20 protein-coding genes, 7 tRNA genes and 1 other RNA gene are annotated in these 23,657 nt (G+C 34.9%); 17 read left to right on the top strand and 11 right to left on the bottom strand.

Annotated elements, in window-relative coordinates; translation table 11 throughout:
• Positions 1-160: 160 nt before the first annotated feature.
• Positions 161-3,724 carry a GEVED domain-containing protein gene (locus EG348_RS04110; protein ID WP_123980905.1) on the top strand — a complete coding sequence of 1,188 codons (3,564 nt, stop codon included), beginning with the start codon at positions 161-163 and terminating at the stop codon, positions 3,722-3,724.
• Positions 3,725-3,834: 110 nt separating this feature from the next.
• On the opposite strand, the gene coaE is transcribed toward EG348_RS04110, so the two are convergent.
• From coaE to ruvB, 4 genes are read right to left on the bottom strand one after another with little or no spacing between them, the layout of a single operon-like run.
• The gene (gene coaE / locus EG348_RS04105; protein ID WP_123980903.1) at positions 3,835-4,461 is read right to left on the bottom strand and encodes a dephospho-CoA kinase; all 627 of its coding nucleotides are present in this window, start codon (positions 4,459-4,461) and stop codon (positions 3,835-3,837) included.
• 14 nt (positions 4,462-4,475) lie between these two features.
• On the bottom strand, positions 4,476-5,342 hold the full coding sequence (locus tag EG348_RS04100; protein WP_066754862.1) for an MBL fold metallo-hydrolase: 867 nt from the start codon (positions 5,340-5,342) through the stop codon (positions 4,476-4,478).
• 34 nt (positions 5,343-5,376) lie between these two features.
• Positions 5,377-5,985, bottom strand: coding sequence for an FMN-binding negative transcriptional regulator (locus EG348_RS04095; protein ID WP_123980901.1), 609 nt, complete (start codon positions 5,983-5,985; stop codon positions 5,377-5,379).
• A 6-nt stretch (positions 5,986-5,991) separates the two neighbouring features.
• Positions 5,992-7,014 (bottom strand): Holliday junction branch migration DNA helicase RuvB, encoded by a 1,023-nt coding sequence (ruvB, locus tag EG348_RS04090; protein ID WP_123980899.1) that lies wholly within the window; start codon positions 7,012-7,014, stop codon positions 5,992-5,994.
• A 200-nt stretch (positions 7,015-7,214) separates the two neighbouring features.
• On the opposite strand from ruvB, the gene hutI reads away from it, so the two are divergent.
• The 3 genes from hutI (at position 7,215) to EG348_RS04075 (ending at position 10,884) form a co-directional block, all read left to right on the top strand.
• On the top strand, positions 7,215-8,438 hold the full coding sequence (hutI, locus tag EG348_RS04085; protein ID WP_123980897.1) for an imidazolonepropionase: 1,224 nt from the start codon (positions 7,215-7,217) through the stop codon (positions 8,436-8,438).
• A 98-nt stretch (positions 8,439-8,536) separates the two neighbouring features.
• Positions 8,537-9,457 (top strand): formimidoylglutamase, encoded by a 921-nt coding sequence (hutG, locus tag EG348_RS04080; RefSeq protein ID WP_123980895.1) that lies wholly within the window; start codon positions 8,537-8,539, stop codon positions 9,455-9,457.
• Between the two features lie 134 nt (positions 9,458-9,591).
• Complete coding sequence (locus tag EG348_RS04075; RefSeq protein WP_123980893.1) at positions 9,592-10,884, top strand: aldehyde dehydrogenase family protein; 1,293 nt, start codon at positions 9,592-9,594, stop codon at positions 10,882-10,884.
• An 82-nt stretch (positions 10,885-10,966) separates the two neighbouring features.
• Here the strand turns inward: EG348_RS04075 and pyk are convergent, their stop codons facing one another.
• The 7 genes from pyk to ssrA all read right to left on the bottom strand — a co-directional run bounded on the left by pyk (position 10,967) and on the right by ssrA (position 17,035).
• Positions 10,967-12,412, bottom strand: a complete 1,446-nt coding sequence (pyk, locus tag EG348_RS04070; protein ID WP_123980891.1) for a pyruvate kinase — start codon at positions 12,410-12,412, stop codon at positions 10,967-10,969.
• Positions 12,405-12,878 (bottom strand): IPExxxVDY family protein, encoded by a 474-nt coding sequence (locus EG348_RS04065; RefSeq protein WP_123980889.1) that lies wholly within the window; start codon positions 12,876-12,878, stop codon positions 12,405-12,407. Before EG348_RS04065 ends, pyk begins: the two co-directional genes overlap by 8 nt.
• The gene (rnc, locus tag EG348_RS04060; protein ID WP_123980887.1) at positions 12,856-13,614 is read right to left on the bottom strand and encodes a ribonuclease III; all 759 of its coding nucleotides are present in this window, start codon (positions 13,612-13,614) and stop codon (positions 12,856-12,858) included. The genes EG348_RS04065 and rnc overlap by 23 nt, the downstream gene beginning before the upstream one ends.
• 9 nt (positions 13,615-13,623) lie before the next feature.
• Complete coding sequence (gene fabF / locus EG348_RS04055) at positions 13,624-14,868, bottom strand: beta-ketoacyl-ACP synthase II (protein ID WP_123980885.1); 1,245 nt, start codon at positions 14,866-14,868, stop codon at positions 13,624-13,626.
• Positions 14,869-14,904: 36 nt separating this feature from the next.
• Positions 14,905-15,144, bottom strand: coding sequence for an acyl carrier protein (locus tag EG348_RS04050; RefSeq protein WP_002976354.1), 240 nt, complete (start codon positions 15,142-15,144; stop codon positions 14,905-14,907).
• Between the two features lie 234 nt (positions 15,145-15,378).
• Complete coding sequence (locus EG348_RS04045) at positions 15,379-16,104, bottom strand: AAA family ATPase (RefSeq protein ID WP_123980883.1); 726 nt, start codon at positions 16,102-16,104, stop codon at positions 15,379-15,381.
• Between the two features lie 532 nt (positions 16,105-16,636).
• Positions 16,637-17,035: a transfer-messenger RNA gene (gene ssrA / locus EG348_RS04040) on the bottom strand.
• Positions 17,036-17,234: 199 nt separating this feature from the next.
• Here ssrA and rpsU point away from each other — a divergent pair.
• The 13 genes from rpsU to EG348_RS03975 all read left to right on the top strand — a co-directional run bounded on the left by rpsU (position 17,235) and on the right by EG348_RS03975 (position 23,656).
• Complete coding sequence (rpsU, locus tag EG348_RS04035) at positions 17,235-17,432, top strand: 30S ribosomal protein S21 (protein ID WP_066754938.1); 198 nt, start codon at positions 17,235-17,237, stop codon at positions 17,430-17,432.
• A gap of 84 nt (positions 17,433-17,516) precedes the next feature.
• On the top strand, positions 17,517-18,404 hold the full coding sequence (locus tag EG348_RS04030; protein WP_123980881.1) for a tyrosine-type recombinase/integrase: 888 nt from the start codon (positions 17,517-17,519) through the stop codon (positions 18,402-18,404).
• On the top strand, positions 18,401-18,691 hold the full coding sequence (locus EG348_RS04025; protein WP_072412227.1) for an HPF/RaiA family ribosome-associated protein: 291 nt from the start codon (positions 18,401-18,403) through the stop codon (positions 18,689-18,691). The genes EG348_RS04030 and EG348_RS04025 overlap by 4 nt, the downstream gene beginning before the upstream one ends.
• Positions 18,692-18,803: 112 nt before the next feature.
• Positions 18,804-18,877: transfer RNA gene (locus EG348_RS04020), tRNA-Thr, on the top strand.
• Positions 18,878-18,895: 18 nt separating this feature from the next.
• Positions 18,896-18,976: transfer RNA gene (locus EG348_RS04015), tRNA-Tyr, on the top strand.
• Between the two features lie 90 nt (positions 18,977-19,066).
• Positions 19,067-19,139: transfer RNA gene (locus EG348_RS04010), tRNA-Gly, on the top strand.
• 93 nt (positions 19,140-19,232) lie between these two features.
• A tRNA-Thr gene (locus EG348_RS04005) sits at positions 19,233-19,306 on the top strand.
• Positions 19,307-19,326: 20 nt separating this feature from the next.
• Positions 19,327-19,407 (top strand) — tRNA-Tyr (locus tag EG348_RS04000).
• 88 nt (positions 19,408-19,495) lie between these two features.
• A tRNA-Gly gene (locus EG348_RS03995) sits at positions 19,496-19,568 on the top strand.
• A gap of 44 nt (positions 19,569-19,612) precedes the next feature.
• A tRNA-Thr gene (locus tag EG348_RS03990) sits at positions 19,613-19,684 on the top strand.
• Between the two features lie 333 nt (positions 19,685-20,017).
• Positions 20,018-20,698, top strand: a complete 681-nt coding sequence (locus tag EG348_RS03985) for a response regulator transcription factor (protein ID WP_123980879.1) — start codon at positions 20,018-20,020, stop codon at positions 20,696-20,698.
• On the top strand, positions 20,699-22,063 hold the full coding sequence (locus EG348_RS03980; protein WP_123980877.1) for an ATP-binding protein: 1,365 nt from the start codon (positions 20,699-20,701) through the stop codon (positions 22,061-22,063). It begins immediately after the preceding gene.
• A 351-nt stretch (positions 22,064-22,414) separates the two neighbouring features.
• On the top strand, positions 22,415-23,656 hold the full coding sequence (locus EG348_RS03975) for a TolC family protein (protein WP_123980875.1): 1,242 nt from the start codon (positions 22,415-22,417) through the stop codon (positions 23,654-23,656).
• The last annotated feature ends 1 nt before the right edge of the window (position 23,657 follow it).

Below are 23,657 nucleotides of genomic sequence, written 5' to 3'. Positions count from 1 at the left end.
TAAGCAGGCAATGACATTGCCTTACGGTCAGTTGAACAACAGTAATACCATTACAAATCATTCCCCCTGTTGAAAGTGGATTTTAAATTCTTAATTATTATGAATATAAAAGTTAGAAATGAATGTATTATGAATTTATTTTTTTAAAACTATTTGACTTATGAGAAAATTTTATCTTTTATTTTTATTTTTTCTGTCATTTTTGGGATTAAAGGCTCAGTACTGTACTCCAACGGCGGGTGCATCAAGTACTACCTATTATTTAAAAACAATCTCCCTATCTGATCAGAATAGTATTAATTATACAGCTACAGCATACCAAGCTTATGTTAACAATTCAGCCCAGACAGTAAATTCATCTCCGGGTGGAACTATACAACTAAATTTGGCTACGAGTTCAAGTACTGCAAAATATTATGTATACATAGACTGGAATAATGATTTTGATTTCAATGATGCAGGAGAAAATCCGATTGCTACAACATCATATGCAGCCACTTATACCGGAAACATAACTGTTCCGGCTGCACAGGCTTATGGCTCTTACAGGGTAAGAATAGAGAATGGCTTTATTACACCTGCCACTCCTATTACTGCATGCGGACCTAGTGCTTATGGAAACTTTGTGGATTTTACAATTCAGGTAGGAGCTCCTCCGACTTGTATTGTTCCAACAGCATTAGCAACATCAAATATTTTAGCTAATTCTGCAACTTTGTCTTGGACTGCTTCGGTAAGTGCTCCGGCAAATGGTTACGAATATTATATGAATACGACAGGTGTTCCTCCTACTGGTGCAACTCCGGGAACAGCAGTTCCTACAGGAACTTCAGTGCCTGTGGGTAGTCTTGCATCGAATACTACTTATTATTGGTGGGTTCGTGCAATTTGTTCTTCTACAGATAAAAGCTTTTGGGCTGCGGCATCACCGTTTACCACCCTTTGTAGTGCAATTACCACCCTTCCTTGGACAGAGAATTTTGATTCTATGTCTACTTTAGGAGCAGGTATTGTACCAAATTGTTGGAAACAGATAACAGGTACTTATGCCTGGACTTCTGCAAATGCAGCATCTACAACATTTAATGCACCTAGGTCTACACCGAATTATATGAGAATTCAATACGGTAATACAACTGCCAGCCAACTTTGGACTCCGGGCTTTGCCTTGACAGCAGGTACAACGTATGAATATTCTTTCTATTATAATACAGGAGGTACAACAAGCTCTTATATAGGATTTACAGGTAATGCATTAGTGAATACTTCACAATCCGCTACGGGAGCAACAACTTTAGGAGCATTCATTACATCAACACAAGGAACAAATGGATATGTATTGTATAAAGCGTATTATACGCCTACAGTTTCAGGAACCTATAATTTCGGAGTAAGCGCTAGTGCTACAAGTGCTCCTTGGTATTTAGGTGTTGATGATTTCAAGGTGAGAGTTGCGCCAACATGTACAGACCCGCAGGGTTTAACAGTCTTGAACACTACGACTTCAAGTACTACAATACAATGGACAGTACCAGCTCCGGCACCTGCAGGTGGTTATGATGTTTATTATACTACAAGTGCTGCAATTCCTGCTCCAACTGTTACTCCTCAATATACCGGAGTTACAGGGCCAACTCAATTAATAACAGGATTAGCTGCAAGTACAACTTACTATATTTGGGTAAGAGCAAGATGTAGTTCTACTGATATTGGTGATTGGACAGGTCCTCTTTCGGTTTACACTAATTATTGTGTTCCTACAGGAGGTTCGTCTTCAACAACATATTATTTGAAGAATATTACAACTACAGGAGGATTTACTAATCTTGCTTATACTGCCTCTACATATAGTGCATATGTAAACAATTCTGCAACAAGTTTCTCTGCATTGCCGGGAACTACTGTAGATGTTAGCATGAATTCTGGAACCAGTTCGTACTATTATTATTTATGGATAGACTGGAATAATGATATGGTGTTTGATCCTGTAACGGAAGCGGTTTATGCTACTACTGCTTATACTCAGACAGGAACAACTACAATTAACACGGCAGGTCGTCCTGCAGGTTCTTACAGAGCGAGATTTGCTACATCATTTAGTGGTGCTATCACTCCTTGCGGATCGGCTCCTTATGGTAATTATGTAGACTATACTTTTGTCATTAAACCATGTTCTACTACAGCGCCTACAAATGTTTATGTGGATGCAATTAGCCATATTTCTGCAACAGTACATTGGACTCAGTCTACTAATAATCTTAACTATAAGGTATATTGGAGAGAAGTGGGAACTACCGGATGGCCAAATTCATCTGCATTATTAGCACCACCAACAAACAGCTTTGTTATCCCAACAGGTTTACAGCCTGCTAAAAACTATGAAGCAATAGTAGTTGCTGTTTGTAATACAACTGAAGGAACGGCTACTCCTGTACAATTTGCAACAAAATGTGATCCTACTCCTCCGAATGTGACGGTGAGTAATATCACAACAACATCTGCATTGATAACATGGGCACCTTTAGCTGCAAGTTCTACTTATGTAATGAGATACAGAATAGTAGGAAGCGGTAATGCAGGATGGAGTGCTAATATACCTTTACCGGTAGCTCCTGCGAATACTTATACTCTTGGTAGCTTAAATGTATATACTTCGTATGAAGTTCAGATAGCAAATATTTGTAACGGAACTACTACACTTAACCCTTGGTCTAACCCTAAAGTGTTTACGACTGAAAGAACTTGTATATTACCTCCTCCGGGATTAACGATCACTAACCTTACTCCTACTTCGGCAGTTGTAGTTTGGGATCCATTCCCGGGAGCAACTTATATCTTAAGATATAGAAAAGTAGGTATTCCGAGCTGGACAAATGTACCGGTTTCAACGAATACTCTTACATTGACAGGATTATTAGAATTAACTAAGTATGAAATGCAGGTTGCAAATATCTGTAGTGGAACTCCTGGTACTTTCACTCAGCCCTACTTCTTTACAACGCCAACGATAACTTACTGTAATATGGCTTCTGGAAGTGCTGCTAATGAATTTATTTCAAAAGTAACTGTGAAGCCAAATGGTAAACCATTAATGGAAAACACTTCAGTAGGATCTACTTATACAGATTATACAGGTGTTACTGCTAAATTCATAGATTTAATTCAAGGATCTACAGGAAACCAAATTACGATTGAAAAATCTTGGTTAGGTACTAATAATGAAGAAGGTGTTGCTGTTTGGATCGACTTTGATAGAAACGGATACTTCGATATTAATGAAAGAATCATTGCTTCACCTCCTAGTACAACAACTCCTGTTACAGGAACGTTCAATGTACCTGCAGATGCATTTATCAGCTTAACAGATTATAAATATGTAGTGATGAGAGTAGCATTGCAAAAAGATGGTATCCCTGTGAACTGTACAAATTTTGCAAACGGAGAAGTTGAAGATTATACAGTGAGAATTTCTAAAACTCCTGTTCCTAACGCAACGAACCAGACGGATATCATGATTTATCCTAACCCGGTAAAAACTATATTGAATGTGAAAAATACAAGCCCTAGATCTAATTATAAGATCTACAATGCAGCAGGACAAGTAGTATCGGCGGGAATTATCTTAAACAACAAGATCAATGTAAGTAATTTGATCAACGGAGTTTATGTAATAGATATCGATGATGTTAAGGGTACTGCCCAAAAGAAATTCATCAAAGAATAATATTTAAATTATCTTTAAAATAGAATAAGCTCTCAGAAATGGGAGCTTATTTTTTTATTAAAATCAGATCAACAAAAAACTCGCTAGATTTTTCTAACGAGTTTTTTGTTTTATTCTATATCGAAAATAATCCGTTCGGTTTGTTCCTTGAGATCTTCGAGATTGGTATTGTTGTAAATGATGCAGTCTGCGAGCTTTATCTTGTCTTTTTCAGACATTTGTTTCTCCATAATGGCTTCTATTTCACGGTAGGTTTTTCCGTCCCTATCCATTACTCTTTTGGTTCTTATGTTGTCTTCTGCAGTTACCAGCAGAGATTTGTAGCATTGTTTATTAAGCTTTAATTCAAACAATAATGCAGTTTCTTTAAAAACTAAATATTTGGTTTGTTTTTCCAGCCATTCTTCAAAATCAACGCGAACAGCAGGATGAATGATTTCATTTAATTGATGAAGGAGATCCTTATCATTAAAAACCTTTTCTGCAACAAATTTCCTGTCGTAAAGTTCGTTTTCATCATAAGCTTTTTCGCCTAAAAGCTCTTTAATTTTCACCTTCAATTCATCATTGTCATTAACAATCGTTTTGGCCCTGTCATCCGAGTAATAAACGGGAAACCCGCACTCTTCAATAAAATGAGCAACAGTGGTCTTTCCAGAACCTATTCCGCCAGTTAATCCAATGACCTTGGATGATGGTGGTTCTGCTTTTTTTGTTTCTGAATGTAATTCTTCCATAATTAAACTAAAAATTAATATCCAAAAACGTCATTAAAACTAAAGGTCTCGTCAAGTCTTACTCCTTTTTCGGTCATTTTTAGACTTGCTAATTCGTTATGAGCATCGTGTTCGAAGAATAGTAAATATTCGTTATCCACACATTGCTTCAGGAATTTTGATTTTTCCTCCATTGTTAAAAGAGGTCTTGTATCGTAACCCATTACGTAAACAGGGTTGATGTGTCCCGCAGTTGGAATAAGATCTGCGGCAAAAACAACCGTTTTCTCCTGATATTGAATCACCGGAAGCATTTGCTTTTCTGTATGTCCGTCAACAAAGATAACGTCCATTTTCAAGTCCGGAGCGAAACCGTAATTTCCGTTTGCCGGAAGTGGCAAAAAGTTTAGCTGCCCGCTTTCCTGCATAGGAAGAATGTTTTCCTTTAAAAAGCTTGCTTTTTCTCTTGGATTAGGCTCAGTTGCCCACTGCCAATGGTTTTCGTTGGTCCAGAACTGCGCATTTTTAAATGCAGGTCTGTAGCCGGTTTTGTCGTCATTCCATTCGATCGCTCCACCACAGTGGTCGAAGTGAAGATGAGTCAAGAATACATCGGTGATATCCTCCTTTACAAAACCATATTTTTTTAAGTTTTTATCTAAATTATCATCTCCCCAAAGAGAGTAGTGACCGAAGAATTTATCATCCTGCTTGTTTCCAAGACCGCAATCTACTAAGATTAATTTTTTTCCGTCTTCAATTAATAAAGAGCGGGTTCCCAATTCAATTAAATTTTTTTCGTCTGCCGGGTTAGTTTTCTCCCACAGACTCTTTGGGACGACTCCAAACATTGCGCCGCCGTCCAGCTTAAATTTTCCACATTGTATAGGATATAACTTCATATATATTTTGATTAGTTTATTTTAATTGATAAAATTATTTAATATTTTTCATTCTCTCAGCGATTTTTTTTCCATTCTCATCTGTACTTTCAAGATTGGAAATAATGTTCTGAAAGTCTGCTTCTTTTCTGTTTTGAGATAATTTTTGTTTAATAAATATCTCAGTCGGAATTATTTTTAACCCAAAAGCGCCTTTCATTTCCTTTTCCACAAATTCTCTTCCCATTTTCTCTACAAACATCGGGCATTTCTGAAAATTCTCATATTTGGCAGTTAATTTTTCAAGATGATTGTAAAGTTCTTCCTGATTCATTAATTCTACTTTTCCGTAGATCTGTACCGCTTCATAATTCCATGTTGAAACATTCACATGATCATACCAACTGCTGGAAATATAAGTATGAGCTCCCAGAAAATCACATAAAACTTCATCGCCATTTTTTAATGTTTTTGCCTGAGGATTTGCTCTGGAAATATGAGATTCAATATAAATATTTTCAGGATCATCTTCATTAAGCATCATCATCGAATGAGTTGCTCTGATTTTATCGACCGAAGAAATAAGTAAAGCAAAAGCATTTTCTTTGATGATCTGTTTCATCAATTCATAATCCTCGCTTCTGTATATTTTAGGTATGAACATAGATTATTAAAATAATTCTCCCGGATTTCTAGGAATGGCAATATTTAAATGTTTGTAGGCTTTGTCAGTAACTTCTCTACCTCTCGGCGTACGAATAATAAACCCTTCCTGAATTAAAAAAGGCTCATAAACTTCTTCCAATGTTTCAGGATTTTCCGCAATAGATGTTGCCAAAGCTGAAATTCCGACAGGCTTACCTTTGAAATTTTCAATCATGACACGCATAATTTTGTTATCCATTTCATCCAGTCCGAATTCGTCTACATTTAAAGAATTCAGGGCGTATTTTGTAATATTAATTTCAATTTCGCCATTTCCTTTTATTTCAGCAAAATCACGAACTCTTCTTAAAAGAGCATTCGCAATTCTCGGAGTTCCGCGACTTCTTCTCGCAATTTCAAGGGCAGCATCTTCATAAATTTTTATTCCTAAAACTCTCGCACTTCTGATAATAATCATCGATAAAAGCTCAATAGAATAGTACTCCAGTCTGCTTTGGATACCGAATCTTGCCAACATCGGTTTTGTCAGCATACCACTTCTTGTTGTTGCGCCAACTAATGTAAATGGATTCAAGCCAATTTGTACACTTCTCGCATTGGGACCACTTTCCAGCATGATATCAATCTTAAAATCTTCCATGGCAGAATACAAATATTCTTCTACGATAGGAGATAGACGGTGGATTTCATCAATAAAAAGCACGTCGTTTTCTTCAAGATTAGTCAATAATCCAGCTAAACTTCCCGGTTTATCCAAAACAGGACCGGAAGTAATTTTACAGTTTACCCCCAATTCATTAGCGATAATATTGGATAAAGTAGTTTTACCAAGACCGGGTGGGCCATGCAGAAGAACATGGTCTAGAGCCCCGCCACGTTTTTTTGCAGCAGTAACGAAAACTTCAAGATTTTCTAAAGTTTTTCTTTGCCCGGCAAAATCTTTAAAGCTCTGCGGACGAATTTGTTCTTCCTGTATGAGCTCTTCATGGGAGTAATTTTCTTTATCTGGATGTAAAAAATCTGGCATTAATTCATTTCATTTACCTCAAAGATAGGAAAAATTGAGGTTAAGATTAGGGTTGAGGTTGAGATTATTTAAGGTTGAGATTTAGGGCAGGGCTATCATTGGGAAAGGGAATGTTTATGTTTTAAAAGATTGAGATATTTTAAGTATTTTTGAGATGAAAAATTTTAATTAAAACAGACTTTTAGTCTTAATCATAAATAATGAAACTTATAGGGCCTTTTAAGCAGGTTGTAACACTTGCCAATCTTCCGTTAAGAGGAAAATTATCTGACGAACAATTAGAAATTATTACTGATGGAGGAATTTTAGTAAATGACAACAAAATTCAAAGTGTTGGAAATTTCGAAGAATTAAAATCTGAAAATCAAAATATAGAAATCGAGATCATTGAAGGCGAACAAATTGTTCTTCCTGCTTTCGTAGATTCTCACACGCATATTTGTTTCGGTGGTAATCGTGCGAATGATTTTGCGATGAGAAATGCCGGAAAAACTTATCTGGAAATCGCAGAAAGTGGCGGGGGAATCTGGAGTTCTGTTCAGCATACAAGAAATGCCTCTGAAGAAGAATTATTAAAAACTTTATTAGAAAGAATCAATTTTCTGATCTCATTAGGAATTACCACAATTGAAGTAAAAAGCGGATATGGTCTTGATGTAGAAAACGAACTGAAAATGCTTCGAATGATTAAAAAAGCACAGGAGCAGACTACAGCGACTTTAGTTCCGACTTGTCTTTCTGCCCATTTGAAACCAAGAGATTTTGAAGGTAGCAATCAGGAATATTTAAATTATATCATTACCGAAATTTTACCAAAAGTAAAAGAAGAAGGATTAGCAAAGCGTGTTGATATTTTCATTGAAAAATCAGCATTTCAACCTGAAGAAAGTAAAGATTTCTTGCTTAAAACTAAAGAATTAGGTTTTGAAATTACCGTTCATGCAGATCAATTTACAGCCGGAAGTTCAAGAATAGCGGTTGAGGTTGGTGCGAAATCTGCAGATCATTTGGAAGCTACAATTGATGAAGATATTGCATTTTTAGCTCAATCGGATACGGTTGCAACAGCTCTTCCTGGTGCAAGTTTAGGTTTGGGAGAAAAATTTACTCCGGCCAGAAAATTATTGGATGCAGGAGCAATTTTAGCCATTGCAAGTGATTGGAATCCGGGTTCTGCACCGATGGGAAATTTAATTACTCAGGCTTCAATTTTAGCAACTTTTGAAAAATTAACCACAGCAGAAGTTTTAGCGGGAATGACTTTCCGTTCGGCATTTGCACTTGGTTTAGAAGATAGAGGTAGATTAGAAAACGATTTGAAAGCAGATTTTGTAACTTTTAAAACAAATAACTTCCAAAATGTTTTATATAATCAAGGAAGTTTAAACGCTGAAAACATCTATATTGACGGGAATAAAATTTAAAAAATAACCAACCATACACATTATCATTTTGTAGGAAGCTAAATTAATCGGATTAAGATGCTTCTCAATATGACAGCAACACACAAAATTATTAAAGAATGAGCAATATTTGGCAAGGTAGATTTGACGGAGAAGAAGCTCTTTTCCACAGAATATTTCAGAGAGTAAGAGAAGAAAGCAATTACGATACTATTTCAACTAATGATTTCGTTTTACACGGTTTTGCCGTAGATGAGGGAGTTAGAAGAAATAAAGGAAGATTGGGAGCAAAAGATGCTCCGGATGTTATCAGAAAAAACATGTCTAATTTCCCTGTGATTCTTCCTGACTTTTCATTACTTGATTTTGGAAATATTACCTGTGAGAATGGGAACTTGGAAAATACTCAGAATAATCTTGCAAAAAATGTCTCAAAAGTTCTTTTGAAAGGCGGGAAATCGCTTGTTTTGGGAGGTGGTCATGAAGTGACTTATGCTCATTATCTTGGTGTAAAAACGGCTTTTCCTGAGCAAAAAATAGGAATTATTAATATTGATGCCCATTTTGACAACAGGCAGCCTGAAAATGGAGTAGGACCGAGTTCAGGAACCGGATTTTGGCAGATCGCTCAGGAAGGTGAGATAAATTCTTTACATATTGGGATTCAGAGAAATTCAAATACACTTAAACTATTTGATACCGCTCATCATTATGGAATGAAATATATTCTTGCTGATGAACTGTTTTTTGAAAATCTTTCGTCAATTTATCAAAGAATTGATGATTTATTGAATGAAGTCGATTTTGCTTATCTCACCATTTGTATGGATGTTTTTAATGCTTCCATTGCGCCTGGAGTTTCGGCTGCGGCATATAACGGAATCTTTGCTGATGCTACTTTTATGCATTTTTACAGGCATATTTTAAAGAACCCAAAACTGATCGCGTTAGATGTCGCTGAAGTTAATCCAAGCTATGATATTCAGGACAGAACAGCAAGATTAGCATCTTGTTTGGTGAACGAATGGTTTATGGTATGACATAACTAATATATTCAATAGAAAAAATCATTATTTTATTTAATCTAAAGGAACTAAATTTGTTGCTTTGATCATGCTTTTAAGAGAAAAGCATTTATAAATTCATTATTTGAATTTAAATTGAGAATTACGTTATGGAACAATTAATTGAGAACAAGCTTATTAAAGCTGACTTGGCTTTTTCGAGTTGGAAAAAGGTGTCGTTTGAGGAAAGACAAGGATTAATCAGAAAAGCTGCTGAAATTTTGAAGAATAATTCTGAAAAATTTGGAGCAATCATTACCACAGAAATGAACAAACCGATTTCACAATCGATTGCTGAGGTGGAGAAATGTGCTTTAATGATGAATTATTATGCTGATGCAGAAAATATTTTAAAACCAGAAAAAATTGATTCTGAATTTACGTATTCTGAAGTTCATTATGCTCCAAAAGGAGTTATTTTAGGGGTAATGCCTTGGAATTTTCCATTTTGGCAGGTATTGAGATTTGCTGTTCCTGCAATTTTGGCGGGAAATACTGTTGTTCTGAAACATGCTTCAATTTGTTTCGGCAGCGGAAATGCTATCGAACAAGTTTTATTGGAAGCCGGTTTTCCGGAAGGTATTTTCCAAAATCTGGAAGTCGGGCATAAAGAAGTAAAAGGAATTCTTGAGCACGATACAGTAAAAGGAGTGAGCCTGACCGGTAGTGGGAAAGCTGGAGGGGAAGTGGCTTCAATAGCAGGTTTAAATATCAAAAAATCTTTACTTGAATTAGGTGGAAGTGATGCTTTTATTATTTTTGAGGATGCTGATCTTGATAAAGCTGCAAAAGAAGGAGTGAAATCAAGGCTTCAAAATTGTGGACAGACTTGTACTGCTGCAAAAAGATTTATCATTGATGAGAAAATAGAAGATGAGTTTCTTCCGAAATTCATTGAAGAATATAAAAAATACATTCCTGCAGATCCGAGGGATAAAGAAACTCTGATTGGTGGAATGGCAAGACCTGATTTAGCAGATGATCTTGAAAATCAATTCAAAAAAGCGTTAGAAAACGGAGCAGAAATTATTATTCCATTGGAAAGAATTTCTGATACTGAATTTAATCCGGGATTGATCAGAGTACAGGAAGGCAATTCTATTCTGCAGGAAGAATTATTCGGACCGCTTGGAATGATTATGACCTTTAAAAGTGACGATGAAGCCTTGCAAATGGCCAATGATATTCCGTTTGGACTTTCTAACTCGGTTTGGACGAATAATAAAGATCGTCAATTATTTTTTATTGAAAACTTAGACTCAGGAACAGTAAATATCAACAGAATGACAAGTTCTGACCCCCGTTTTCCTTTTGGCGGAACAAAGGCTTCAGGATATGGAACCGAGCTTTCTTTGCATGCTTTAAAGGAGTTTGTAACTGCTAAAACGATTGTAGGGGATTAATCCTTTTAAATGATTACATTTCCAGTATATACAACAAAAAACTCTCGAGAATATCGAGAGTTTTTTATTTATGTGATTAAAATTAAACAGTAGTCAATCTTAATGTATTCGTTTTACCACCTTCGTAAGATGGAGTAGCATTGATGTTGATTACGAAATCTCCGGTTTCAATATAACCGTGATTATGCGTCAACATGTTTACCTGGATAATTGTTTCGTCAGTAGGCTTTTTCATGTCATAGTAATAAGCACGAACTCCCCAAAGTAGGTTTAGCATCGTGATTACTCTTTTGTTACCACTGTAAACAATGATATGAGAATTTGGTCTGTGTGCAGAAAGCTGGAAAGCCGTATATCCTGAATGCGTTAAAGTAACAATCGCTGAAACGTTTGTAGTTTTTGCAATTCTAACAGCCGCAAGACATACTCTGTTTGTGATGAATCTCTCATCAATACAGTTATAGTCTTTTTCCATCGGCTCATTCTTGTGTTGATAAAAGCTCGTCTTTTCAATATTCAAGACAATTTTAGCCATATTTTCAACAACCTGTACAGGATATCTACCTACAGAAGTTTCTCCTGAAAGCATTACAGCATCAGCACCGTCCAATACAGAATTGGCAACGTCATTTACCTCTGCTCTTGTTGGAGTTAAGCTGTTGATCATCGTTTCCATCATTTGAGTTGCGATAATAACAGGCTTAGAATAGAATCTCGCTTTTTCAACCAGGTTTTTCTGAATTGCAGGAACTTCTTCCATAGGAACTTCAACACCTAGATCTCCACGTGCAACCATCAAACCGTCACATTCCAATAGAATTTCGTCGATGTTTTTAACACCTTCAGGCTTTTCAATTTTAGCAATGATTGGCGTTTTGAATTTTCCGTTCGGGTGCTTTTTGATAAGCTCTTTCAAGTCGATAATATCTTGAGCGTGACGAACGAATGACAAAGCGATCCAGTCAACCTCCATGTCAAGCATGAAATTAGCATCCTGAATATCTTTTTCTGTCAAAGCAGGAAGAGAAACGTTCGTATTAGGAAGGTTTACTCCTTTTTTAGAACTCAAAGGTCCCCCTTGAATTGTTTTTGCTTTTACTGTATCTATTTTGTTGGTTTCAATAACCTCCAACATTAGTTTTCCATCATCAATAAGGATTTTCTCACCTACATTTACATCCTGAGGAAACTGTTGGTAAGTCATATAGACCTTAGTAGAGTCTCCTTCCATCTTTTCGTTGGTGAAAGTAAGAATATCTCCAGGATTAAGATAAGAACCCTCTTTTACAACCCCAACTCTTAATTTGGGACCTTGTAGATCTCCTAAAATACTTACAGAATATCCGTGTTCTTTATTAAGCTCTCTAATAGCATCAATATTAGTACGAACAAGATCGTAATCTGCATGTGAAAAATTTATTCTAAAAACGTCAACACCTGCTCTCATAAGTCCTAACATAACTTCTTTTGATGATGAAGCCGGCCCAAGTGTTGCGATAATTTTTGTCTTCTTTAAATACTTATTCATAATACTGGATAATTTGATAAAGTTCTTCTTCAGAACTTAGTGTATAATCTTGAATTGGAAAAACAAGATTTTCAGGGAGCAAAATTACGGAAAAATCAGGAAACTGTTCCGAACTATGCAGAATATATTCTACATCTACCTGATTATTTAATAAAAATTTAATATTCTCTTCTTCTGTAAAGAGCTCAGTTTGTAACTTTTTTTGTCTACTTTCTGATGATCTGTTGGAAATGAAAGTAAAGCAAGTCTTTGTAAACTTGTGGTATGCCTCAAATCTTGGAAAATGATAATCAAAATAAGCTCCATGTAGAATCACATCTTTCTTTCTTGAAAAAGCAAGATCATTATTTTGATTTATTTTAAAAAAAAACTCATGATCGGGTATATTTCTTGCTAATCTTACCAATCCTATGGCAATATCTTCAAATTCTATATCGTCTAGATCATAAAGTTTTTGGATTTCCAAGTATATTTTCTTTTTTGTTTAAAATATAAAATGCCCTCTGTGCTGCCTTCTCTTCTGCTTTCTTTTTGGAAGTTTCCGTGGCATTAGCAATCTTTTCTTCTCCAAGCCAAACATGACATCGGAAGATGATCGCTTTATTTACCTGGACTTCCTCACAAGTCTCGTACTTTATATTCAATTTCTTCTTCTGGCTCCATTCTAGCAGAAGACCTTTGTAGCTTACAATCTTATTTTCAAGCTTATTTATTTCGGATGGTGTTAAAAGTCTTTCCAAGATGATCTTCTTACAGGTATCATAATGAAAATCGAGATAAACAGCACCGATTAACGCTTCAAATAAATTTCCGGAGATATTTTCGCCTAAAGCCACAGAATTTTGTTTCAACAAAAGGTCTGTAAGTTTTAAGTCTTCACCTAATTTATTAAGATTCTTCCTATTAACAATCTTAGATTTCATTTGTGTTAGATATCCTTCATTAGCCTGAGGATAAGCTTGGAACAAATGACAAGAAATAATTGTACCCAAAACAGAATCTCCCAAAAATTCAAGTCTTTCGTAATTGCTGTCTTGATTTTTAGAAGAGCTTTTCAAAGAAAAAGCTTCACGGTAAAGAGCAACATTTTGTACCTCAGCACCTAGCATCTTGTTTAGATGAGTACTAAGGAAAGTATCTCTTTCCGATAATTTTTTTCTTTTTTTGAGAAGGAATTTAGAAATGTATTTCTTTAACTCCATTCAGTAAATTTAGATTTTCGTAAATAGAACGCAAGCATTGTGCCCACCAAATCCAAAAGTATTACTCATGGCTACTTTTACGTCTTTTTTCGCTGCTTCGTTAAATGTAAAATTAAGTCTGCTGTCGATATTTTCATCATCAGTAAAATGGTTGATGGTTGGAGGAACGATACCATGAATAATAGTTCCTAACACTGCAATAGCCTCAATAACTCCGGCTGCACCCAAAAGGTGACCTGTCATTGATTTTGTAGAATTAATCTGAATGTCGTAAGCGTGCTCGCCTAGTAATTTTGATATTGCGCTAGATTCTGCAACGTCTCCTAATGGAGTAGATGTACCATGCATGTTGATATGATCTACTTCATCAGCAGTTAGCCCTGCATCTTCCAAGCAATTTTTCATTACTAAATAAGCTCCTAACCCTTCAGGATGTGGTGCCGTCATATGATGTGCATCTGCACTCATACCGCCACCTTTCAATTCTGCATAGATTGTTGCTCCACGTTTTACCGCATGCTCATATTCTTCAAGAATAATAGTACCTGCACCTTCGCCTAATACAAATCCATCTCTGTCTTTGTCAAAAGGTCTTGAAGCTGTTTTAGGATCATCATTTCTTGTAGAAAGAGCCATCATAGCATTAAATCCGCCAACACCACTTGCTGTAACGGCTGCTTCAGAGCCTCCGCATACAATCACGTCTGCTTTTCCTAACTGGATCAGCATTTTTGAATCAATAATGGCATTTGCAGATGAAGCGCAAGCAGAAACAGTCGTATAATTCGGTCCGTGGAAACCATACTCGATAGAGATATGTCCAGGAGTAATATCCGCAATCATTTTAGGAATAAAGAAAGGGTTAAATCTCGGAATATCCGTATTTGCCCAACCTAAAACTTCTGTTTCAAAAGTCTCTAAACCTCCGATTCCGGAACCCCAAATTACGCCGACTCTGTTTTTATCTACATTGTCTTCCATTATTCTAGAATGTGCAACTGCCTCTCTGGCAGCTACCATTCCAAGTTGTGTATTTCGGTCCATTTTCTTTGCCTCTTTCTTATCGAAATGTTGCAATGGATCGAAGCCTTTCACTTCGCAAGCGAACTTTGTTTTGAAGTTTGTGGCATCAAAAAGAGTAATCGGAGCAGCACCGCTCTCACCTTTAAGAAGATTTTCCCAGTATTCTTTTGCATTATTTCCAATCGGTGTTATTGCGCCAAAACCGGTTACAACTACTCTTTTTAATTCCATAAACTTTTTAAATTTTCTTTTTTGTTGAAGAGAATATTATTTATTTACTACTTCTTCGATATAAGCGATAGCGTGCCCTACAGTAGTAATTTTTTCAGCTTGATCATCAGGGATTTGAATGTTAAATTCTTTTTCAAATTCCATAATTAGTTCAACTGTATCCAATGAATCAGCTCCTAAATCGTTAGTGAAGCTAGCTTCAGGAGTTACTTCTGTTTCTTCAACGTCAAGCTTATCAGCGATGATAGCTTTTACTCTTGATGCAATGTCTGACATAGTAAATTATTTTTTTAATTGTTAGATTCTGCAAATATATAAAATTCTTTAGGATAAAACATTTTTTTAGTCTTTTTTGTGGGTAGACTATCCTTATTTTATAGTTCGGAGATTTAGTCTTTTCGTTTTCAGTGGGTTATATTTCAATATTTTCAAAGGTTTTGAAGATCTTTCTCATTTTTCATTCGTATTTAAAAAAAAACAATAGGGATTGTCACCGAGTAAAACACTGTCTTAAATATCGTTATCACTGAATAAGTGCCGAAAATATAATTCCGGATTATCTAAAAAGTTTTTTGTGATCTGATAATGTTCGGTATCTTTATAATTAATAATTTCAAGGTTTTTGTCTAAAGAAAAAATCGTTGCGCCTGGATAACTTAATAATATGGGGGAGTGGGTAGCAATGATAAACTGTGCTTTACCGGTTTTTTCCAACTTATGAATTATGGAAAGTAATGCAAGCTGACGCTGTGGTGAAAGAGCAGATTCGGGTTCGTCTAAAATGTAGATGCCTTTGTCAAAATGATTATGAAATAATGCTAAAAACGCCTCGCCATGAGACTGTTTATGTAATGATTTTCCACCATAAGCATCCAAAATCCGGGCATCTTGTTCTGCTACTTCATCTATATAAGTTGCAAAGTTGAAAAAGCTTTCGGCACGCATAAAAAATCCCTGATTTATCTTAGTTCGCCATGATAGAATGAGAAAATCTGATAACGTTGTTTCTGTTCTGTGAAATTCGTAGTTGTGATTTCGGTTGCCGCCAGATAGGTTAAAATCACATTTATCAGCGATACTTTCCATTAAAGTTGATTTTCCGGTTCCGTTTTCACCAACGAAGAAAGTGACATTATTTTTTAATTTTAAATCTAATCCATTTTTAAAAATTGGAAGATCGAAAGGGAATTCTTTCGGATGATTTTCTTTTAAATAAATTCGTGATAAATAGGTCATTTTATTTTGAGGTCAATATTTTTAATGAATATGTTTTTAACAAAAATATGACCAAAATATAAGTTTAATATTGTTTTCTATAGTAAAAATCAAATATAATCAATTAAATATCATTAATGGAAGGTTGGTTTGATTATCGTATATTGATAAAAATGTCTATTAATACTTTATAAAATAAGTTGTAAACATTCATAGTTTTAAAATAATATAAAATGAAATTTGAAGATTAAAAAGAAATCATCTTTTTGCCAAAAAGTTTGATAATAATATTGATGATCAGATAATTAATAATATTGAAATTCAATATAATGAGCCACTTAAAACATTGGTGAAAGTAACTGATTTGAAAAGTATCAGTAAAAGCGTTAATTATTTTAATTAAATGGTAATGTTGTTTTAAGGTATTAATGAAAATTTGTTTTATATTCTGATGTCAGCTTTGATAAGATTTGGTCAAAGCTTTTGTTGTTAAATTTGGAAAAAAATGAAAAAAACGTTGCAAAATTTTTAAGATTAATATTTTACAACGTTTTTGTGGAGTTGGAGGGATTCGAACCCTCGTCCAAACAAGCAATACATAAGATTTCTACATGCTTATTCTGCTATTGGTTTTCGACTGGAGGCAGAGAGCAGACACCCAACTTCCAGGTTATCTTCTAAAATTTTCGAGTTTTAGCCAAAGCATCTAAAACCTTATTTCTACATTCCTATATCTCAGGATCAAACGCCGTAGAACGGAGCATTTGTGAGACATCTTGCTTCCTTACTATCTTCGGGAAAGCGCTTGAATCTTACTTTATTCGGATTAAGCTGCAAGAGCGAACTCTTCGTTGCCAGTTAAAAGTTTGTAGCAAGGGATTAAAGAGATCGCGCTACGGTTCTCTGCATGCTTACTTACCCATTGACCTTGCTGTCGAAACCAGTCAACCCCATTAGATAAGATTGCAAAGATAATTTTTTTTGTTTAAATATGGTTAATATTAAAGTAGGCATTTTTGAAAAATTCAATTTTTAAACTATAAGAAATCGTGATAGACGTATTTTTTATAAATTTTAAATATAAATTGAAATAAAATTTTGTGGCTTAATATAAAATGTATACTTTTGCAACTCAAAATGAGATGTAAAATATGTTAATAATTCCTGTAAAAGATGGTGAATCCATCGATAGAGCACTAAAGAAATATAAAAGAAAATTTGATAAAACGGGTACAGTTCGTCAATTGAGATCTAGACAAGCGTTTATCAAGCCTTCTGTAAGTTTAAGACAGTCTAAATTGAAAGCGGCTTATAAGCAAAGAGCACTTAGCAAGGAAGAACAGGCTTAAGAATTTTTTTCTTAAACACATACTAAATTCACTTCTTAAATACTATATTTGAGGAGTGAATTTTTCCGTTTACGCCCTTCATCAATGTTAAATAAATTTTTAGAATATTTACAGCTCGAGAAGAGATATTCTCCTCACACCATTACAAGTTATAAAAAAGATCTTGAGGATTTTTCTCATTTCTATCTCAAAACAGAATCCTCCGAAGATATTTCCAAGGCAGACAAAAAAGTCATCAGAAATTTTATTGTTGAGCTCAGCGAAAATAATATTGCTAAAAGAAGTATCAATAGAAAACTCTCTTCACTCCGAAGTTTTTACCATTTCCTTTTAAAAATAGGCGAAATTAAGGTTTCTCCTACCGAAAGCATATCTTCCCTGAAATTTTACGCAGATAAGCAAATTCCCATGTCTAAAGAAGAAATGCAGGTTCTTAATGATCGTGTTTTTGAGGAAATGCATGATATTCTTGAAAAATGCATCATGGAAGTTTTATATCAAACCGGAATTCGAAAAGCTGAACTTTGTGGCTTGATATTTGAGAATGTAGATTTAGGCAGAAATGATCTCAAAATTATAGGAAAGGGAAATAAAGAAAGATATATCCCGATATCCGAAGATCTGGCCAATATGCTTAGAAGTTATTTGGAAATAAGGAAACCACAGAGCGAATACGAATCGTACTTTTTCGTCAACAAGAAAGGCAAAAAACTCAATGAAAAATTTGTTTATGTGGTAGTTAATAAGTACCTTAGTCTTATAACAACAAAAGAAAAAAGAAGTCCTCACATCCTTCGTCATAGCTTTGCTACACACGTTTTGGACAATGGGGCAGAGATATCGAAAGTAAAAAAAATATTAGGACATTCCAGTCTTGCAAGTACTCAAGTCTATACGAATGCTAATATAGAACAATTGAAAAAAGTGTTTAATCAGGCTCATCCAAGAGCGTCTAAAAAAGAAGAATTATGAAGATCACAGTACAGTCAATTGGTTTAACTCCACACGAACCACTAGAGTCACACATTGAAAAAAAAGTAAGTAAACTTGAAACGTTTTACGACAAAATTCATGAATGTAAAGTGTTTTTAAAAGTAGAGAATGCTGCGGATAAAATAAATAAAACTACCGAGCTTATCTTGGCAGTTCCGGGTGACGATATCGTCGTAAAAAAGACATCTGCAACTTTTGAAGAAAGTTTAGACCTTTGTGTTGATACTGCTAAAAAGCTACTAATCAAGAAAAAAGAGTTGGCATAGAAAAAAAAGATAAAAAAAGTCAATAAAAAATTTGAGAATTCAAAAAAACCGTTCTATCTTTGCAATCGCAAAAAGGGAACAGCGTTCTTTTGAATTCTTTTTGATTTTTAATGCCTCCATAGCTCAGTTGGCTAGAGCAGCTGATTTGTAATCAGCAGGTCGTGGGTTCGAGTCCCTCTGGAGGCTCTTTTAATATAAACATTCGGGAAGATTCCAGAGTGGCTAAATGGGACTGACTGTAACTCAGTTGCTTCGGCTTCGCAGGTTCGAATCCTGCTCTTCCCACAGTTTATATTTAGAAAAAAAGTCTTGCAGGTTTAAAGAAAGTTTCTTAGATTTGCAAACCGTTAAACCAATAGTTTTGGAAACAAAATTGCGAAAGTAGCTCAGTTGGTAGAGCGTCAGCCTTCCAAGCTGAATGTCGCGAGTTCGACCCTCGTCTTTCGCTCAAAAAGTCAAACTGAAAAGAATGATTTTTATTAACTACTGAAAAGTTTAGAGTAGAATTTTCTCAAAAGCTTTCAGTCACAATATTAAAATTGCCTCCATAGCTCAGTTGGCTAGAGCAGCTGATTTGTAATCAGCAGGTCGTGGGTTCGAGTCCCTCTGGAGGCTCTGTTTTAATATAAACATTCGGGAAGATTCCAGAGTGGCTAAATGGGACTGACTGTAACTCAGTTGCTTCGGCTTCGCAGGTTCGAATCCTGCTCTTCCCACAGTTTATATTGAAAAAAAAAGTTTGCAAATTAAAAAGGATTTTCCTAAATTTGCAAAACGTTAACCAATAATTTTGGAAACAAAATTGCGAAAGTAGCTCAGTTGGTAGAGCGTCAGCCTTCCAAGCTGAATGTCGCGAGTTCGACCCTCGTCTTTCGCTCAAAAAAAATCACTCTATACTTTAGCGTGATTTTTTTGTTTAAGGCCGACTTAGCTCAGCGGTAGAGTGCTTCCTTGGTAAGGAAGAGGTCACGGGTTCAAGTCCCGTAGTTGGCTCTCGTTACATCCCGAATTCGCTTCGGGATTTTTTTTGCTCAAAACTTTTCTGCATTGAATTATGATTTTGAGAAAATAATTTTCAATTAAAGCATAAACTTTGACATGCTGGAAGCATCTCCACACAGTTTAAGTTTTAAATTCCACTTAAAACAATCAATTTGATTTTACTCTTAATTAGACTTAACTTCTTCACTATTCTTAATGGTTCAAATTATATTGAAGTTTTTAATTCAAATTCTAACCTTAAAATTTAATTAAAGATTCCTCCACCTGTTTCAATTCCTTCACAATCATAAAAATTTTCGTTAAATTCGTTTAAAATAAATATTGATGAATATTCTTTTATTGGAAGACGACCTTATTCTCTCTGCAGAACTTTGTAAGTTTTTAGAATCAAACAATTTTACGTGTGATAAAATTTACGATGGAGAAACTTTTCTTCGTCAGATCAAAAACAATACATATAATCTGTATCTTTTGGATATCAATGTTCCGAAGATAAACGGACTGGATGTTTGCCAGACCATTCGTTCTTTCGATAAAAATACCCCGATCATCATCATTTCTGCTTACGGAGATCTTTCAGATAAAAAAGATGCATTTACAAGGCTTGCAGATGATTATTTGGTAAAACCTTTTCAGTTTGAAGAGCTGCTTCTTCGTATGAATTCTTTATTGAGAAGAAAAACTCCTTTAGATAACTTAGATCAGGATATTATCAGAATAGATGATTTAATTATCAATAAAACCGAACAAAAAGTTTTCCGCGCAGGAAATGAAATTGCTCTTACTTTAAAAGAATTCCAATTGTTGGCTTACCTGGCAGAAGCGCAGGGAAGAACAGTTTCGAAACAGCAGATTACAGAAAACGTTTGGGAACATAATTTCAATACAAATACAAACACAGTTGAGGTTTATATTAATTTTTTAAGAAAGAAAATTGATAAAGATTTTAAAATTAAATTAATTCATACGCGTTCCGGATTCGGATATTATCTAAGTTCACTGTAAATGTCTTTAAAAAGAAAGATAGCGCTCAATCTCAGCATTGCCTTCTCATTACTTTTTGGTATTGTGATGGTGGTGATTTATATGTCTTTTAATGATTTCAGACGAGATGAATTCAAAGAAAGATTTAGACAGAGATTAGAGTTTACTTCGCATTTTATTTCAAAGTCTAAAGATTTTGAGGAGGAAGCACCTGTCTTTTTTAATGAAAACTCGGATAATATTCTTTTAAATGAAACAATTTTGATCTTCAATGGTCAAAAAGAATTGATCTACAGTACTATAAAAGACCGAAATGTCAGTTGGGATAATGCTTTACTGAAAGAATTAGACCAAAAAAAAAACATTTATACCGAAAAAACGCAGCCTGAAATATACGCAGCGCTGAAAAGTATCAATGGTGAAAACTATTATATTCTTACAAGCGCTTTCGATACCAACGGAAAATCAAAGCTTGAATATCTGAAATACCTGTTGATAACATCTTATGTGATGAGTACGTTACTCATCGGATTTTTCAGTTATTACTTTATGGGTCAGTTTCTTCGTCCGCTGGAAGATCTTAATAAAGAAATCTCGGAGGTTACGGCACATAAATTAACGACACAGATTCCCGTTCAACCTTCAAATGACGAAATAAGCATTCTCGCAAAGTCTTTTAATACGATGATCGCAAGATTGGATGATGTTTTTCAGTCTCAGAAAGATTTTACGGCAAGTGCTTCGCATGAGATCAGAACACCGATTACAAGAATGGCATTTCAGCTGGAAAATTTGATTAAACTAGAACAGCATACTCCGGAAACATTATCTTCTTTAAAACAGATTCAGAAGGATGTTTACCAACTGTCGGATCTTACGAACTCATTGTTGATTTTAACTAAATTTGATAAAGAAAACATTCAGACTTTGTATGAAGAAGTAAGGATTGATGAAGTTATATTTGAATCTTTTGAGGCAGTTGAAAAAAGTTATCCCAACCTTAAAATGGATTTTTTAATTTCTGAAAATACTTCTGAAAATGCTCTTCTTACCATTCCCGGTATCCAGTCTTTATTAGATATTGTATTTATCAATTTGTTTAAAAATGCTGCGGTTTATTCCGACAATATGGAAGTTGATGTTTTAATAACAGAAACCAATTCGGATTTGACGGTTGATGTTGTTTCATCAGGAAATGTTATTGAAGAGCAGGATCGCGCAAAGCTGTTTGAAGCTTTTATGAGAGGAAATAATTCTCAAAATATTTCCGGTTCCGGCCTTGGACTTCGTATCGTAAAAAGAATTATTGAATATCACGGCGCTGAAATTCTTTACTCAGCACCATCTGAAAAGACAAATAAATTCAGTGTAATCTTTAAAAAGTAGTTTTTATTTAATTAGACTACACAATCTTTGTATTTCAAAAATAAGCGAAGCGGCTTCGTTTATCTTAAACTATCCTCAAGACATTTAATTCTTTGTCTGGCTTTGCGATAAAAAAAATCTAGCTTTCTCAAACCATTAAGAATATTTAAAGAGTTAAGTTTAATTAAGAGTAAAATGATTTTGCTTTTTTTAAGCCATTAATCTTTCAAAAACAAAGAATATTTTCAATTAAATCTTTCATAATTTATTGTAAAAATCACTTCCTGAAAAACAAATTTAATTTTTTTTTAAGGCTACTTTAAGGTGGTTTTAATCGAGCAAGGGCATTTTTGTGGCATGAAAACTGAGAGAATGAACAAAATTGCAGGACTATTTGTGGTCATTTCTTCCCTGATGACAGCGCAACAGCAAATGTCTCTTCTGGATTGCGAAAATGCTTTTCAGACGAATAATCTTCAGCTGCTCGCCGAACAATACAACATCAACATGGCTGATGCGGATATTTTGCAGGCCAAGATCTGGGAACTTCCACAACTAAGCGGATACATCAATGCTTACAATCCTGAAGATAAAAGAGCTTTTAATGTTAGCAAAGCGAAAGGCGCAGAAGTAACCCAGTTGATCTACATGGGCGGTAAAAAGAAAAACGAAATTGCTTTTGCAAAATCTAATAAAGAGCTTACCCAACTTCAGTTTTCTCAATTATTAGTCGAGTTGAAAATGCAGCTTCGTACAAACTATTATAATCTTTATTACGAACAGCTAAAACTTGAAAATACAAATAAACAATTGGGATATATGAATGATTTGCTGAGTGCTTACAAAGTGCAGTCGGCAAAAGGAAATGTATCGCTAAAAGACGAGGTGAGACTACAAAGCATCGTTATTCAGTTAAATAATGATAAAATAGGAATCAATAAAAATATTCTTGAGTTTGAACAAAACTTAAAAGTTTTAACCGGAGTTACTGAAGATATCGAACCCCAGCTTTCAGAATCTGAAGCTAAAGAAGTTCTAGTTGCCCAACCGTTCGGAGATGAAGCAGAATTAAAGAGAAAAGCTGTAGAAAACAATGCGGATTACCTATATAATTTAAAATTGATCGATAATAGCAAACTTTACTCTCAATGGCAGAAATCCTTAAATGTACCCGACTTAAATGTCGGAGCGCAATGGGATCAAAACAGTGGAACTTTTAGAAATGAAGTCAATTTGATGGTTGGAATTCCTTTGCCTTTATGGAAAAGCAATCAGGGAAACATTGAGAAAGCAAATTATGCGATCAAGCAAAATCAGAAAAATGCAGAGTATCAGAAATTAAATCTTGAAACTAAAGTTCAGTCCGCCTATAAAACATGGAAAGGTCAATATGACCAATTAGCAGAGATCAAAACAGCCGACCTTAATAATCTTGAGCTTGTCTACAACGGAATGCTGAAAAACTTCCGAAATGGAAATGTTAGTCTCATAGAATTCACAGACTTCATGGAAAGCTACAGACAGACCGCACTTCAGATCTACGATATGAAAAACGAGATCATACAATCCGCAGAACAATTGAATCAATTAGTACAAACGAAAATCTTCTATTAAA

It is taken from the genome of Chryseobacterium sp. G0201, from assembly GCF_003815655.1.
Classification (GTDB): domain Bacteria; phylum Bacteroidota; class Bacteroidia; order Flavobacteriales; family Weeksellaceae; genus Chryseobacterium.
Note: the sequence above shows the minus strand (reverse complement) of the source record. Positions and strands in the feature narration are given on the sequence as shown.

What these genes read in the sequence shown, in the direction of transcription:
- EG348_RS03985 (WP_123980879.1), top strand. Translation starts at nt 20,018, where the DNA reads ATGAATATTCTTTTATTGGAAGACGACCTTATTCTCTCTGCAGAACTT.
- EG348_RS04075 (WP_123980893.1), top strand. Translation starts at nt 9,592, where the DNA reads ATGGAACAATTAATTGAGAACAAGCTTATTAAAGCTGACTTGGCTTTT.
- fabF (WP_123980885.1), bottom strand. Translation starts at nt 14,868, where the DNA reads ATGGAATTAAAAAGAGTAGTTGTAACCGGTTTTGGCGCAATAACACCG.
- EG348_RS04100 (WP_066754862.1), bottom strand. Translation starts at nt 5,342, where the DNA reads ATGAAGTTATATCCTATACAATGTGGAAAATTTAAGCTGGACGGCGGC.
- EG348_RS04025 (WP_072412227.1), top strand. Translation starts at nt 18,401, where the DNA reads ATGAAGATCACAGTACAGTCAATTGGTTTAACTCCACACGAACCACTA.
- EG348_RS04050 (WP_002976354.1), bottom strand. Translation starts at nt 15,144, where the DNA reads ATGTCAGACATTGCATCAAGAGTAAAAGCTATCATCGCTGATAAGCTT.
- pyk (WP_123980891.1), bottom strand. Translation starts at nt 12,412, where the DNA reads ATGAATAAGTATTTAAAGAAGACAAAAATTATCGCAACACTTGGGCCG.
- ruvB (WP_123980899.1), bottom strand. Translation starts at nt 7,014, where the DNA reads ATGCCAGATTTTTTACATCCAGATAAAGAAAATTACTCCCATGAAGAG.
- rnc (WP_123980887.1), bottom strand. Translation starts at nt 13,614, where the DNA reads ATGGAGTTAAAGAAATACATTTCTAAATTCCTTCTCAAAAAAAGAAAA.
- coaE (WP_123980903.1), bottom strand. Translation starts at nt 4,461, where the DNA reads ATGGAAGAATTACATTCAGAAACAAAAAAAGCAGAACCACCATCATCC.
- EG348_RS04030 (WP_123980881.1), top strand. Translation starts at nt 17,517, where the DNA reads ATGTTAAATAAATTTTTAGAATATTTACAGCTCGAGAAGAGATATTCT.
- EG348_RS04045 (WP_123980883.1), bottom strand. Translation starts at nt 16,104, where the DNA reads ATGACCTATTTATCACGAATTTATTTAAAAGAAAATCATCCGAAAGAA.
- EG348_RS03975 (WP_123980875.1), top strand. Translation starts at nt 22,415, where the DNA reads ATGAACAAAATTGCAGGACTATTTGTGGTCATTTCTTCCCTGATGACA.
- EG348_RS03980 (WP_123980877.1), top strand. Translation starts at nt 20,699, where the DNA reads ATGTCTTTAAAAAGAAAGATAGCGCTCAATCTCAGCATTGCCTTCTCA.
- rpsU (WP_066754938.1), top strand. Translation starts at nt 17,235, where the DNA reads ATGTTAATAATTCCTGTAAAAGATGGTGAATCCATCGATAGAGCACTA.
- EG348_RS04095 (WP_123980901.1), bottom strand. Translation starts at nt 5,985, where the DNA reads ATGTTCATACCTAAAATATACAGAAGCGAGGATTATGAATTGATGAAA.
- hutI (WP_123980897.1), top strand. Translation starts at nt 7,215, where the DNA reads ATGAAACTTATAGGGCCTTTTAAGCAGGTTGTAACACTTGCCAATCTT.
- hutG (WP_123980895.1), top strand. Translation starts at nt 8,537, where the DNA reads ATGAGCAATATTTGGCAAGGTAGATTTGACGGAGAAGAAGCTCTTTTC.
- EG348_RS04110 (WP_123980905.1), top strand. Translation starts at nt 161, where the DNA reads ATGAGAAAATTTTATCTTTTATTTTTATTTTTTCTGTCATTTTTGGGA.